Below are 12804 nucleotides of genomic sequence, written 5' to 3' on the forward strand. Positions count from 1 at the left end.
ACGAGACCATCATGAACCCGGCCGTGAGCCTCGCGGCCTGACACCCCCAACTGTCACCTAAATGTGCGGCAGTCCCACCCTTCTCCAAGTGATCGCCGAGCAGGTCACCACGGCGGACATTGACAGGTACAAACCAGCGATTCTCGGGAACGCAGCCTATATACGCGATCTCCAGTAGAAGCTCACGCTCCGGCACTTGCGCACCTTTGGCTGGCAGTGACTGCGACCGTGATAGCACTGCACGCGACACAGTTCGTATGAGCGCCAACTATCGTTGCAGAAGCTTCCTGTTCGCTGAGACGGTAGTAACCGATGGATGCCAGAAGACGGAGCTCGTGATGAGCTCAACCTATCTACCTACCTCCCCCCCGATGAGGGTGGTGGTTTGTCCACGCCCTCTCACACCCCGCTATGGGGAGAACCCCAGAGCGCTCCAGGGCGGCGCGGCACTAATATCGATGCATGGACTCGATGACGAATGTGCTCAGCGATTCGGTTATGCAGATGCGGTCGCTTCTGGGTTCCGTTGCAGACACGTCATGGGCGGCCCCCGCTGGCGACGTGGAGTGGTCCTGTCGTGACACAGCGGTGCACGTGGCAGACGACCTGTTTTCCTACGCGTCTCAGATCATCGCCGAGCCCCAGGGCAGTTATCTGCCCATCGACATCGTTGTCGATCCGAACGCAACCAATCGCCAAATTCTTGATGCAATCGTCATGTGTGGTCAAATGCTCGAGCAGGCAGTTGAGAATGCCCACCCCGAGGCCAGGGGCTGGCACCCCTACGGGGTGTCGGACGGCTCCGGTTTCGCTGCGATGGGCGCAGTCGAAATTCTTGTCCACACGTACGACATGGCCAGTGGACTGGGGCTGGAGTGGAAGCCACCCGCGGCCTTGTGCGCACCATTACTGGATCGGCTTTTCCCGAACGCTCCTACCGGTGATCCCGCTGCCGTGCTTCTTTACTGCTGTGGCCGAGCGCCCCTGGGCGAGCGCCCTCGGCTGGAGGCGTGGTCCTGGGACTCCGCTGTCCCCATCACGCACTGATTCCTGGCGTTCCTTGAGTGCTGCGGCTTCTGCCAGGTGTTATCAGCCATAGAACAAGAACGACGGGGAGCGTCCCACACCAGCCCCCCGTCTTGCGACGTGCTGATGCACGCGTAACGTGACTCGGATGTCGCCTTGCGAACGCGCAGCGCCAAGAAGAAGTCTCAGGCGCCCGTCTCGACGGTGAGCTGCTCCGGGCGGTGTAGCGCCTCCACGACCTCCGCGTACCGTCGGCGCTTGTTCGTGGCCAGGACGGAACCGCGGAGCGGGCTCAACTCACTGGCCCGGCGCACGGCGTGGGCCAGCAGATCCGCGCCGGGAACGGCGTCGTCGACGATTCCTGCCGCCACGGCCGCGGGGGCGTCGTAGCGCTCGGACAGGACCATGGCGCGGTGGGCCGCGCGCGGGGCGAGGCGGGCCGTGACCAGGGCGGCCAGTCCGGACGTGAACGGGACCCGGATCGAGGTCTCCGGGAGGCAGAGGAACCCGCGCTCCGAGCGGGCGCAGCGCTCGTCGCACGCGAGGGCCAGCAGGAGCCCGCCGGCGTAGCAGTGGCCGTTGATTGCGCAGACCGTGGGGACTTCGGAGACGAGCAGCCGGGCGACAAGGCCCTGGAACGCCGCGCTGTACTCCGGTTCCACGAAGAGCTCGGGGACGAGCCCGTTCGAGAAGAACTTGCCCTGTGCCGTGATCACCAGCGCGAGATCCCCGGGTGTGGACTCCACCTGTGTGAGGGCGGCGTCGATGGCCCGCATCCGTTCGTAGGTGAAGCGGTGGTCGTCATCGGGCGAGTCGCTGATGTCGAGGACGAACACGTTCTCCTGGCGGGTCAGCTGAGTCATCTCGTCAGCATCGCACAAGACCCCCACGGAGAAGACCGCGCGGCCGGCGCCCCACCGCTGGGCAGGGGACGCCGGTCAGCGGGGCCGTCAGTCCACGAACGTCATGACCACCTTGCCGACGTTCTCCCCCGAGCGCAGACGCTCCACGACCTTCTCGTGCTCGGTCACGTCGTACGTCGAGTCGACGACGGCGCGGATCTCGCCGCGCTCCACGGCGGGGATCACCTCGGGCAGGAGCCCGGCCACGACGTCGGCCATCTCCTGCAGGCGCGTGAAGCCGAACGAGACGCCGCGGATGGTCAGACGGCGCTGACCGACCCGGTCAAGATTGATGGTCGCCTCGCTGCCCGCGGCGCGGCCGACGGGCACCAGATGACCCTCCTGCGCGGTGGCCTCCACGGACTGTGCGAACGCCGGTGTGCCGAGGTGCTCGAGGACCACGTCCACACCGTCCTCGGTGAGGGCGAGCACCCGCTCGGCGAGGTCGTCGCCGTCGGTGACGATCACCTCGTCCACACCGTGGTCGGTCAGCACCTGGCGCATCGACTCACGCCGCGTGGTCCCGAGGACCGTGGAGGCGCCCACCGCCTTGGCCACCTGCACACCCACGAGCCCCACGCCCGAGCTCGCGCCGGTGACGAGCACGGAACGGCCCTTCACGAAGTCCGCGGCGACGAGCGCACCGTGCTCGGTGAGCAGCCCCACGGGCAGGGTGGCCGCCTCGACCGGCGTGATCGTGGCCGGACGCGGCATCGGGAAGCGTGCATCGACCAAGACATAGTCGGCGTATGCGGCCGGCATGGACCCCATGACGGCGTCGCCCACGTTCCACTCGTTCACCCCGTCACCGACGGCGGCGATCTCACCGGCGTACTCGAACCCGGCCACCGCCTCCTCGCCGCTGCCGCCCGAGGCGGGGTCTGCGCCGTCGAGCATCGGCACGTCGCCGTTGTTCGACGCCGCCGCGTGGACGCGCACGAGCACCTCCCCCTCACCAGGGCGAGGAACCTCGCGCTCCACCAGTTTCCAGGTCGAACCGTGCCCCACCACGAGCGCACGCATTGTCTCCGGCAGCTCCACCGCAGAGTTCTTCTCAGTCATCGTCAGCCCTTCGTCTTCGTCGTGTTCGTGAGGTCTTCGTAGCGCGCCCACTGCGCGAGGCGCTCGTCGTAGTGGCGGCGCACCGAGTCGAGGCCGTGGCCCACATAGAAACGCACCGGTGCGGCGTCGTCCTCGCTGATCGTGACGATGGCGCGGGCTGAGGCGTCCAGGTCACCGGGCGTCCAGTCGTAGAGGTCGGGCATCTGCTCGGCCGTGGCGTCGTAGGCATCGATCGGGTTCTCCGTCTGGGACGCGGAGGACCCCAGTTCGGTCTCGAACACGCCGGGCTCCACCATCGTCACGCGGATGCCCAGGTGCTTCACCTCGCGGGCCAACGATTCCGTGAGACCCTCCACAGCGAACTTCGACGCCGAGTACGCGGCCAGGCGCGGCATGCCGATGACCCCGGCGCCGGAGGAGAAGTTGATGACGTGGCCGCGGTGGCGCTCGCGCATGCCGGGCAGGACGGCCTGGGTCACGGCGACGACGCCGACGACGTTCGTCTCGAACTGCGCCCGCCACTCGGCGAGCGGGACCTCTTCCACGGCACCCTGCACGACGTAGCCCGCGACGTTGAGCAGGACGTCGACGGGTCCGTTCGTCGCCTCGGCCTCCGCCACGGCGGCGGCGATGGAGGCCTCGTCGGTGACGTCCAGGGAGACGACGCTGACGCCGTCGAGGGAGTCGAACTCGGACGGCTTCTTGGCGAGGTTGCGCATGGTCGCGGTGATCTTCCAGCCCTGCTGCGCGTAGGCGCGCACGAGGGCGGCTCCGAAGCCGGAGGAGGCACCGGTGATGAGGACGTGCTGAGTCATGGGGGACTGCCTTTCTGGATGAAAAAGAAGGTCGGGGGGACGCAGAACGCCGCCCACGTCGTCGTCATGGGCGGCGTTCTGCTGGGTCCGGTGGACGGACCCTGGGGCCTCTCAGGAGAGGTTCAGGTGCTGCTTGAGGAACGGGATGATCTGCTCGAGCGCCTTCTGCGTGGGCTCGGGCTTGTCGTACAGGTCGTAGTGCGACGTGTCCGGCAGCACGAGCAGCTGGCGGTCCGCGCTGCTCGCGAGGCGGCCGTAGAGCTCCATGCCGTCGCGGTAGGAGCCGAACGCCCCGGGCTGGTCACCGACGACCACCATGGCGGGCTGCGTCAGCATGGTCTCCACGCGCAGGAACGCATCCCAGTTCAGTGCCTGGTTCAGCGTGCCGAGGTTCATGCGTGCCACACCGTTGGGCTGCTGGCCGCGGTCGGTCTTGTAGTAGTCGGTGGCTTCGACGACGTCGCGGTCGCTCTGACCGGCCTCCTCCGCCGCAGCGGGGGAGGAGGGCAGCAGCTCGTTGACCTGCACGTCGCCGCCGCGGGCCTCCTTGGTGCGCTGCTCGGCGACCTGCTCCAGCATCGCGACCGGGTCGTACTGGCTGAAGCCCTCCTGCATGAGGCGGCCGTAGTTGACCGGCACCACGGCGACGAGGGCCTTGATGCGGCGCTCGAGCATCGTCGCGTTCGTGGCGTAGCCGCCGCCACCGCAGATGCCGAGCACGCCGATGTTCTCGGCGTCCACGTAGTCGAGCGTCACCAGGTAGTCGGTCACATGGGAGAAGTCCGCGCTGCGCTGCACTGGGTTCTCGGTCCAGCGGGGCTCGCCACCGCTCTCACCCTGGAAGGAGGCGTCGAAGGCGATCACGACGAAGCCCGCCTCCGCCAGCGCCGGTCCGTAGACGTTGCCCGAGGTCTGCTCCTTGCACGAGCCGATCGGGTGGCCGCTGATGACGGCCGGGTACGTCTTGGACTCGTCGAACCCGGGCGGGAGGATGAGGTCAGCGGCGATGTCCCAGCCCGGGCCGGGAACGGTGACGGGCTTCTTGGTGGTCTCGCTCATGTGTTTCTCCTTGCGTCGTGCGTTGAGGAACTGGCGGTGCCGCGCCCGGGCGGCTGGTCGCTCAGTACCAGGCGGGCTTGTCGCCCTCGGTGCCGGGCTTGTCGACGCCCACGTTGGCGTGCGAGTGCGTGCTCGGGTCGGCCACCACGGAGGCGATGAACGCAGCCACCGCCTTGCGGGAGACCTCGGTGCCCTTGAACTGCTCGTCGCGCTGCGTGAGCTCGTAGTCGGTCTCGTCGTTGTTCGTCAGCCAGGCCGGGCGGATGATCGTGTAGTCGAGGTCGGAGGCCTCGATGACGTCCGCGGCCTTGCGGTAGTCCACGAGCGCGTCGCCGATCATCTGCTGGTTCCAGGCCTCGAACGCCTCCGGGAGCTCGTGATAGATGCCGAGCGAGACGATGAAGATGAGCCGCTTCACGCCGGCGGCGTCGAGGGCGGAGACGAGGGCCTCGGCCTGCGCGACAATCTCGCCGCCGAGGTTGGCGTAGACGACGTCCTGACCCTCCAGGGCCTGACTCAGGGCGTCGGCGTCGAGCACGTCGCCCTCGATGACGCGGGCACCCTCCGGTGCCTGGACCTTCGAGGCGTTGCGCGCGAAGAGGGTGAGCGTGTCACCCTGCTCGGCGAGCATGGGGATGGCGAAGCGGGCGATCTGGCCGCTGGCACCGAGAACGAGAACGTTGGTCATGAGTCTTCCTTTCCGTGGCACCGCTGCGGCGCCTGTGGTGGTGACGCTATCGGGTGCCGCCTCCCGCAACCAGGGGAGCGCGGCACCCCCGTGGAGTGCGGGCCCTCAGGCCGCGAGGTGCTTCGCGAAGAACGGTTCCGCCTCCGCGACGGCGCGGTCCACGTACTCGGGGACGTCGTAGAAGTCCATGTGCGCGGCGCCGTCGACGACCACGAGCGTCTTCTCCGAGCGGACCTTGCCGTGCAGCTGCGTCGAGTGCCACAGGGAACCAGCCTCGGCGCCCGCCACGAGCAGCAGGGGGGCCGTGAACATGTCCTCCGCCAGGTGGAACGCGTCGTAGGCCATGATCCGCGGGATGCTCTCGGTGAGCAGGTAGCGGTTCTCCGCGTTCTTGTGCTGGGCCCGCGGGGTCAGGTAGTAGTCGTGGGCCTCGGCCATGTCCCGCGGGACGTCGTCCGTGACCTCCACGGGCACGTACTGGCTCTCGGCCACCTCCGCGCCCTGGGCCTTCTCCGCGGTGCGCTGCTGGGCGACGCCGGCGAGCGCCTCGTTCGCGTCGCTCACGGCACCGGTGCCGTCCCAGCCCTGGCGCCACGAGGTGCCGATGTTCAGGGCCGACGCCGCGCCGAAGGCCTTGATGCGCTTGTCCACCATCGTGGCGGTCGCGCCGTAGCCGCCGCCCGCGCAGATGCCCCACACGCCGATCCGCTCGGGGTCCACGTAGTCGAGGCTCTGGAGGTGGTCCACGGCGGCGGAGACGTCGTGGACGCGGGCGGCCGGGTCCTCGAGGAAGTGCGGCTCGCCACCGCTCTCGCCCTGGAACGAGGCGTCGTAGGCGAGGGTCACGTAGCCCAGCGCCGCGAGCTTCTCCGCGTAGAGACCAGCCGTCTGCTCCTTCACGCCGCCGCCGGGGTGGACGACGACGAGCGCCGCGTAGGTCCTCGTCTCGTCGAAGCCCTCGGGGGTGAACAGGTTCCCGGCCATGGTCACGGGGCCGTTGGGGAAGGTGATGTGCTGCATGAGGGTGACCTTTCGTCGGTGGTGCCGTTCGTGCTTGTTCAACCTCCACGCTAGGGGCGCTCATCCCGCGGTGGCAGTGGCCGTTGTCGGGGGTACTGGCAGCCCCTGGATGGGCCCACGGTCCGCCGATAGCCTGGCTCCCATGACTTCTCCTGCCGAGATCCGCGAGTTCCTGATGTCGCGGCGCGAACGCCTGCAGCCCGAGGACGTCGGACTGCCGCGGGGCACACGCCGCCGCGTTCCCGGACTGCGCCGGGAAGAAGTCGCCACCCTCGCGGGGGTGAGCATCGACTACTACGTGCAGGTGGAGCGCGGCCAGGTGCGCGGGGTCTCCGACGAGGTGCTTGCCGCGATTGCGCGAGCCCTTCAGCTCGACGACACCGAGCGCGCCCACCTCTTCGACCTCGCCCGGGGATCGTCGACGCCGCGTCCCACCAGGCAGGCGCCCGTCCGCGTCCCCGTGGCGCTGCAGCAGCTGCTCGACGCGATCGTCCACGCGCCGGCCGTCATCCAGACGGGTTCCCTGGACATCGTGGCCGCCAACGACCTGGGACGCGCCCTGTACCGCCGCGTGTTCGACACGCAGAAGCAGCCGAACCTGGCGCGCTACGTGTTCTTCGACGACGACGCCGCGCGGTTCTTCGACGACTGGGACGCCATCGCGGACGACGCCGCGGCCATGCTCCGCGTGGAGGTGGCCCGGGCACCGGGCGGCACGGCCCAGCAGCTCGTGGACGAGCTCATCGAGGGCAGCGAGGCGTTCGCGCGCCGGTGGCGGGCACACGACGTCGCCGACCATCGGCGTGGCGTGAAGCTCGTGCACGACGCCGAGGTGGGACCGCTGCACCTGCGCTACGAAGCCCTGGAGGTCACGGGCATGCCCGGAACCCGGCTGTTCGGATACACGCCGGACCCGGACCGTCCCGCCACGCGCGACGGGCTGCGGCTGCTCTCCAGCCTCTACGCCGCGCCGCAGACGAACCACGAACCAGACCGCAGCCACGGAAAGGCAGCACGATGACCGACCTGAACCAGATCACCGAGACCAGCACCGACCGCGGGCAGAACGACGCCAAGCCCACCGCGATGGCCACGAGCGTGGCCAAGACGGTGAAGGAAGCCGTCACCAACAAGCTGGATCCCCTGGTGGAGATCTATGCGCAGATGTTCGCCCACGGTGTGCGCACCCCGGTGCTGCGCCGCCCGGACGAGTACGGCATGGCCTACGAGGACGTCTTCTTCCCGGCCATGGACGGGATCACCCTGGAGGGCTGGTTCATCCCCGCCGAGGGCTCCCGGAAGCTGCTGGTCGTGAACCACCCGATGACCTGCAACCGCTACGGCTTCCCTGGCCACCTCGCCCCGTGGAACACCATGTTCGGCGGCTTCGAGGTCAACTTCCTGCCCGAGCTCAAGGCCCTGCACGAGGCCGGCTACAACCTGCTTGCCTACGACCTGCGCAACCACGGCCGCAGCGCCTCCGACCCTGCCGGGACCTCGGGGCTCGGCCTGGTGGAGGCCCGCGACGTCGTGGGCTCGGTGCGCTACGCGAAGCAGCGCTGGCCGGAGATGACGGTGGGGCTGTGGAGCCGGTGCATGGGCGGCAACTCCACGATGGTCGCCATGGACCTGTACCCGGAGGAGTTCGAGGACGTCCGGGCGCTCGCCGTGGTCAACGTGGTCAGCGGCAGGACGTTCATCGAGAAGGGCGCCGAGCTCGCGAAGATGAACCCGGAGAAGGCCGCCGAGCGGCTGGACGTGCGCATCCGCGAGCTGACCGGCTTCCGGCTGGACGAGGAGACACCGCGCCCGCACGCCCACGCCGTGAAGGTGCCCACCTTCATGGCGCAGCTCAAGCGCGACTTCCTCATCCACGCGGAGCAGGACGGCCAGGAGATCTTCGACGCGCTCGGTGCCGAGGACAAGGAGCTGTTCTGGATCGAGGACTCCAACCAGCGCTTCTACGCGTACAACTACTTCGGGGACCACCCCGAGAAGCTCGTCGCGTGGTTCGACGCGCACATGAAGTGAGGTCGTCATGAGTCTCTTCACGAAGTCCACGCAGGTGTGGTTCCTCACCGGGTGCAGCCGCGGTCTGGGGCTGGCCATCGCGCGCGCCGCGCTGGAGGCCGGCCACACCGTCGTCGCCTCCGGCCGCCACCCCGAGCGCACGGCGAAGGCACTGGCCGAGTACGGGGACCGGGTGCGTCGTGCCCCGCGGCTCGACGTCACCGACGCTGCCGCGGTCGAGCGGGTCGTCGCAGAGACGGTCGAGGAGCTCGGTCGCATCGACGTTCTCGCGAACAACGCGGGCTACGGCCAGCTCGGGGCGTTCGAGACGATCTCGGACGCGGACCTGCGGCGCCAGTTCGACACGAACGTCTTCGGGACGATGTCGGTCACGCGTGCCGTGCTGCCCCACATGCGTCAGCGCAGGAGCGGTCACGTGCTCGTCACGTCCTCGATCGCGGGTCTGAAGGGTTTCGCGGGGGCCTCGGCGTACGCCGCGACGAAGTTCGCGCTCGAGGGATGGGCGGAGACGCTCGCCATGGAGGTCGAGCAGTTCGGCATCAGCGTGACGCTGAGCGAACCCGGATTCTTCCGCACCGACTTCCTCGACGAGAGCTCGGCGTCCTACGGCGACGTGCAGGTGGGCGACTACGCGGCGTTCTCCACCGAGACGAAGGCGCAGTACGACGCGTCCAACCACGCGCAGCCGGGCGACCCGGCGAAGTACGCGAAGGCCGTCGTCGAGCTGATGGGGGAGAAGAACCCGCCGCTGCGGTGGGCCGCCGGACCCGACGCCTATGAGGTTGCCCAGCAGAAGGCGAAGACCCTTCACGCAGAGTCGAAAAAGCTGCGGAAGCTCTCCTCCTCCACCGACTTCTGACGGTGCGGGCCGCCTGCGGCTGCCCACGCCACAGGGTGTGCCGCGGTGAGAGCGGACTGTTTGCTGGCGCGGAGAATGGAGTGCGGCAGAGACGAGGGCTCGTCCACGACGACGAAACGGAGGACCTGATGACCGGTTCTGACCAGTACACCCCGGGCACCGCGAGCGCCGAGGAGGACGTCGTGGACGTCGTCGTCATCGGCGGCGGGCCCGCGGGCGAGAACGTGGCCCAGTACGCGCACGACGGCGGGCTGTCCTCCGTGGTCGTGGAGGAGTCGCTGATGGGCGGGGACTGTTCGTACTACGCGTGCATGCCCAGCAAAGCGCTGCTGCGCCCCGTTGAGGTGGCGAACACCGCCGCGCACCTCCAGGGCGTGGACTCTCCCTCCGTGCGGGTCGACGAGCTGCTCGCGCGCCGGGACGCCTGGGTCTCCCACTACGACGACGCCGGCCAGGTGCGCTGGGCGCAGAAGGCCGGTCTGGGGGTGGTCCGGGGACGCGGGGAGCTCGTGGCGCCCCGCACCGTGCGGGTCTCCGGGCCGGACGGGGAACGGCTGCTCACGGCACGCCGCGCCGTGGTGCTGGCCACCGGGTCGAGCGCCGTGGCCCCGCCCGCGCTGGAGGGACTGCACGCCTGGTCCTCCCAGGACGCCACCGGTGTGGTGGAGGTCCCGGAGAGCATCGCAATCGTGGGCGGCGGAGTGGTGGCCGTGGAGGCCGCCACGTGGCTGGCCGCGCTCGGCTCTTCGGTGACCCTGCTCGTCCGCGGAGGCGCGCTGCTCGCCAAGAACGAGCCGTTCGTGGGTGAGCTCGTCCTCGCCAGCCTGCGGGACGCGGGCGTGGACGTGCGCCTCGGCACCACGGTGGAGAAGGCCACCCGTGAGAACGCCGAGGACACCGGGCTCGGGCGGGTGCACGGCGGAGTGGTGCACCTGACCATCTCGCGGGACGGCTCGCGGGGCGAGCTCGCGGTCTCCGAGGTGCTCGTCGCCACCGGCCGCACACCACGGCTCACGGGTCTGGGGCTCGAGACCGTCGGGGCCACCCCCGAGGACGTGCGCGCGGGCACGCTGCCCGAGTGGCTGCACACCGTGGGCGACGCCAGCGGGGCCGCCCTGCTCACCCACATGGGAAAGTACGAGGCCCGGGTGCTCGGCGCGAAACTGGCCGGGACCCCGGAGAGCGCGCCGCCCGCCGTCGTGCCCGTGCCGCAGGCCGTGTTCACCGATCCCCCGGTGGGTGCCGTGGGCATGACCGAGGCCGAGGCGCGGGAGGCGGGCCACGGCGTCGTCGTGGCGGAGGCTCCGATCACCGGTGCCGCCGGCGCCGCCCTGATGCGTGACGACGCCGCCGGGCGCGCCAAGCTCGTGGTGGACGAGGACTCGGGGTGCCTCCTGGGCGCCACGTTCGTGGGACCGGAGGCCACCGAACTGGTGCACGGAGCGAGCATTGCGATCGTGGGACAGGTACCCGTGAAGCTGCTGCGCCACGCCGTGCCCAGCTACCCCACGGTCTCCGAGATCTGGCTGCGTCTGCTGGAAGAGCTGCCCGTCTCGCTGCGCTGAGGACCGTCCTGGTCGGCCTGTCGTGCCGGGCGCCGCAGGAGGGGCCGCGTGGGACGTGATCTGCGGCCCCGGGAAGGCATCGCTCGGGAGCGTGGGCACGGGTCATGCCATGGCTCGCCCGGCGAACCCACGAGTCCGGGATACCGAGCGGGCGACCGGCACCGCGTCGTGGCGCGCCCACTAGCCTGGACCCATGACGAGCACCGAACGGCGGCCCCTGTCCGCCCACCTGAGACTCGCGATCGCCGTGCTGGTGGGCGTGGTCGCGGGTGGGGTGGCCTCCCTGGCCCTGGACGGACTGCTGGCCGTGCTGGTGGGGGCGTGCGGGGTGTCCCTGGCGTACGTGGTGCTGGCGGTGTCCGTGCTGTGGCCCATGGATGCCGCGCGCACGCGCAGGAACTCGGTGCGCGAGGACTTCCAGCCGCTCGTGCAGGAGGCCACCGTGGTGGCACTGTCCCTGGTGAACCTGCTGACCATCATGGTCATTCTGGTCCGTGGCGGCACCGAGACCCGCACCACCGGTGCCGTGCTGGGGCTGCTGGGCATCCTGCTCACGTGGGCCATGCTCCACCTGATGTACGGGGCGCGGTACGCCCACGAGTACTACAGGCACCCGGAGGGCGGGATCGACTTCAACGACGACGAGCCCCCGCGGTACGTGGACTTCCTCTACTTCTCCTTCAACCTGGGCATGACGTTCCAGGTCTCGGACACCAACGTGAGCACCACACGGCTGCGCGCCGTGATCCTGCGCCACTGCCTGCTGTCCTACATCTTCAGCACGGTCATCCTGGCGGCCACGGTGAACGTGGTGCTCGGTGTGCTGCCAGGATGACCGCGCCTGCTTCTCTCCCCGCGCTCTGCGCCCCGCAGTGACGGCCGATGGGTCGTGGGGGCCCTACGCGCCGGCGCGGACGGATTTCAGGATCGCGTCCACGGTGCCGGCCTCGTCCGTCTGGTTGATCTGGTTGACCAGCTCCACTCCCTTGCTCTGGGAGAGGGGCTTGTTGCCCTCGTTGACAGGGGCATAGTGGAACTCGGCCAGCAGTGCCGCCTTGTCCCCACCGTTCGTGAGACGCACGATGCCCTTGTTGTCGGACTCCGTGAGTCCCCACATCACCGAGTCGCCGCCGCCGTCACCCCGTGCGGGGGAGGGCACGTAGCTGGAGTACGTGTAGACCTTGCCCTCCACCTGCTCGCTCATGGGGGTCTCGAGCCCGATCAGCGGATGCGACGGCCGGGTGAACCAGTCGCCCTTGGGCGGCCGGGCCTTGGTGGAGGCCACGGATCCCGTGACCTTCCCGTCCGGGCTCTTCAGCTCCAGGTAGCCGTTGCTCTGCTCAGCCGTCCAGTCCTCGGGGTACTTCACCGTGAACAGCTTGTCCGGGTCCGTGTAGGTCTGTGTGAGCTCGTAGGTGTCCGCGCTTCCGGCCTCCGCGGGTGTGACCCCCTGAGCCGGCGCCACGGAACTCTCTCCGCCGGTCGGGGCGCCCGCCTCGGGATGTGCCGACGGGCCGCCCTGTTCGGGATCGCCGGAGGAGCCGCCCGCGCACCCGGTCACCGTCACAGTGCCGAGCAGCACGGCGGCGGCCAGCCATGTTCGTGTGCTGCGTCGCTTCGCCATAGCAAACAGGTTCGCAATCGCGAGCGCTGTGCGCAACGCCACACAGGGTTCGTCACCAACTCGTGATTTTGCGAACGCATACAGAGAGCGCCAATGTGTGAGGACCTACGGGCTGACCTGCAGTGATGAACAATCATGGGAACGACCCACTTC

The 12804-nt window shown here is 69.2% G+C and carries 14 protein-coding genes; 6 read left to right on the forward strand and 8 right to left on the reverse strand.

Annotation, left to right across the window (positions count from 1 at the left end; all coding sequences use genetic code 11):
* The coding region (locus QL985_RS03920) for a hypothetical protein (RefSeq protein WP_290147591.1) at positions 1 to 196 on the reverse strand (196 nt) is incomplete at its 3' end.
* A 266-nt stretch (positions 197 to 462) separates the two neighbouring features.
* On the opposite strand from QL985_RS03920, the gene QL985_RS03925 reads away from it, so the two are divergent.
* The gene (locus QL985_RS03925; RefSeq protein WP_259905842.1) at positions 463 to 1047 is read left to right on the forward strand and encodes a maleylpyruvate isomerase N-terminal domain-containing protein; all 585 of its coding nucleotides are present in this window, start codon (positions 463 to 465) and stop codon (positions 1045 to 1047) included.
* A gap of 164 nt (positions 1048 to 1211) precedes the next feature.
* Here QL985_RS03925 and QL985_RS03930 read toward each other — a convergent pair whose 3' ends face one another.
* The 6 genes from QL985_RS03930 to QL985_RS03955 form a co-directional block, all read right to left on the reverse strand.
* A complete protein-coding gene (locus QL985_RS03930; RefSeq protein WP_259905841.1) occupies positions 1212 to 1889 on the reverse strand; it encodes an enoyl-CoA hydratase/isomerase family protein in 678 nt (225 codons plus the stop codon).
* 87 nt (positions 1890 to 1976) lie between these two features.
* Positions 1977 to 2990, reverse strand: coding sequence for a zinc-binding dehydrogenase (locus tag QL985_RS03935; RefSeq protein ID WP_259905839.1), 1014 nt, complete (start codon positions 2988 to 2990; stop codon positions 1977 to 1979).
* A gap of 2 nt (positions 2991 to 2992) precedes the next feature.
* A complete protein-coding gene (locus tag QL985_RS03940; protein ID WP_259905837.1) occupies positions 2993 to 3805 on the reverse strand; it encodes an SDR family NAD(P)-dependent oxidoreductase in 813 nt (270 codons plus the stop codon).
* A gap of 111 nt (positions 3806 to 3916) precedes the next feature.
* Positions 3917 to 4864: an alpha/beta hydrolase gene (locus tag QL985_RS03945; protein WP_259905835.1), complete on the reverse strand. Its 948-nt coding sequence runs from the start codon at positions 4862 to 4864 to the stop codon at positions 3917 to 3919.
* 61 nt (positions 4865 to 4925) lie between these two features.
* Positions 4926 to 5552, reverse strand: coding sequence for an SDR family oxidoreductase (locus QL985_RS03950; RefSeq protein WP_259905833.1), 627 nt, complete (start codon positions 5550 to 5552; stop codon positions 4926 to 4928).
* 105 nt (positions 5553 to 5657) lie between these two features.
* Positions 5658 to 6572 (reverse strand): alpha/beta hydrolase, encoded by a 915-nt coding sequence (locus QL985_RS03955; RefSeq protein ID WP_259905831.1) that lies wholly within the window; start codon positions 6570 to 6572, stop codon positions 5658 to 5660.
* 142 nt (positions 6573 to 6714) lie between these two features.
* Between QL985_RS03955 and QL985_RS03960 the strand changes: the two genes are divergently transcribed.
* The 5 genes from QL985_RS03960 (at position 6715) to QL985_RS03980 (ending at position 11862) form a co-directional block, all read left to right on the forward strand.
* Positions 6715 to 7593 carry a helix-turn-helix transcriptional regulator gene (locus tag QL985_RS03960; RefSeq protein WP_259905830.1) on the forward strand — a complete coding sequence of 293 codons (879 nt, stop codon included), beginning with the start codon at positions 6715 to 6717 and terminating at the stop codon, positions 7591 to 7593.
* Positions 7590 to 8603: a lysophospholipase gene (locus QL985_RS03965; protein ID WP_259905829.1), complete on the forward strand. Its 1014-nt coding sequence runs from the start codon at positions 7590 to 7592 to the stop codon at positions 8601 to 8603. The genes QL985_RS03960 and QL985_RS03965 overlap by 4 nt, the downstream gene beginning before the upstream one ends.
* Positions 8604 to 8610: 7 nt before the next feature.
* Complete coding sequence (locus QL985_RS03970; protein ID WP_191873627.1) at positions 8611 to 9462, forward strand: SDR family NAD(P)-dependent oxidoreductase; 852 nt, start codon at positions 8611 to 8613, stop codon at positions 9460 to 9462.
* A gap of 128 nt (positions 9463 to 9590) precedes the next feature.
* Positions 9591 to 11027, forward strand: a complete 1437-nt coding sequence (locus QL985_RS03975) for an NAD(P)/FAD-dependent oxidoreductase (protein ID WP_191873625.1) — start codon at positions 9591 to 9593, stop codon at positions 11025 to 11027.
* Positions 11028 to 11220: 193 nt separating this feature from the next.
* Positions 11221 to 11862: a DUF1345 domain-containing protein gene (locus QL985_RS03980; protein ID WP_191873623.1), complete on the forward strand. Its 642-nt coding sequence runs from the start codon at positions 11221 to 11223 to the stop codon at positions 11860 to 11862.
* 63 nt (positions 11863 to 11925) lie between these two features.
* Here QL985_RS03980 and QL985_RS03985 read toward each other — a convergent pair whose 3' ends face one another.
* Positions 11926 to 12651 (reverse strand): hypothetical protein, encoded by a 726-nt coding sequence (locus QL985_RS03985; protein ID WP_223110724.1) that lies wholly within the window; start codon positions 12649 to 12651, stop codon positions 11926 to 11928.
* Positions 12652 to 12804: the final 153 nt, after the last annotated feature.

It is taken from the genome of Kocuria sp. APC 4018, from assembly GCF_030407675.1.
GTDB lineage: Bacteria > Actinomycetota > Actinomycetes > Actinomycetales > Micrococcaceae > Kocuria > Kocuria rhizophila.

Coding starts and splice junctions, on each gene's coding strand:
- QL985_RS03970 (WP_191873627.1), top strand. CDS start 8,611: ATGAGTCTCTTCACGAAGTCCACGCAGGTGTGGTTCCTCACCGGGTGC.
- QL985_RS03980 (WP_191873623.1), top strand. CDS start 11,221: ATGACGAGCACCGAACGGCGGCCCCTGTCCGCCCACCTGAGACTCGCG.
- QL985_RS03925 (WP_259905842.1), top strand. CDS start 463: ATGGACTCGATGACGAATGTGCTCAGCGATTCGGTTATGCAGATGCGG.
- QL985_RS03945 (WP_259905835.1), bottom strand. CDS start 4,864: ATGAGCGAGACCACCAAGAAGCCCGTCACCGTTCCCGGCCCGGGCTGG.
- QL985_RS03930 (WP_259905841.1), bottom strand. CDS start 1,889: ATGACTCAGCTGACCCGCCAGGAGAACGTGTTCGTCCTCGACATCAGC.
- QL985_RS03950 (WP_259905833.1), bottom strand. CDS start 5,552: ATGACCAACGTTCTCGTTCTCGGTGCCAGCGGCCAGATCGCCCGCTTC.
- QL985_RS03940 (WP_259905837.1), bottom strand. CDS start 3,805: ATGACTCAGCACGTCCTCATCACCGGTGCCTCCTCCGGCTTCGGAGCC.
- QL985_RS03935 (WP_259905839.1), bottom strand. CDS start 2,990: ATGACTGAGAAGAACTCTGCGGTGGAGCTGCCGGAGACAATGCGTGCG.
- QL985_RS03955 (WP_259905831.1), bottom strand. CDS start 6,572: ATGCAGCACATCACCTTCCCCAACGGCCCCGTGACCATGGCCGGGAAC.
- QL985_RS03960 (WP_259905830.1), top strand. CDS start 6,715: ATGACTTCTCCTGCCGAGATCCGCGAGTTCCTGATGTCGCGGCGCGAA.
- QL985_RS03985 (WP_223110724.1), bottom strand. CDS start 12,651: ATGGCGAAGCGACGCAGCACACGAACATGGCTGGCCGCCGCCGTGCTG.
- QL985_RS03975 (WP_191873625.1), top strand. CDS start 9,591: ATGACCGGTTCTGACCAGTACACCCCGGGCACCGCGAGCGCCGAGGAG.
- QL985_RS03965 (WP_259905829.1), top strand. CDS start 7,590: ATGACCGACCTGAACCAGATCACCGAGACCAGCACCGACCGCGGGCAG.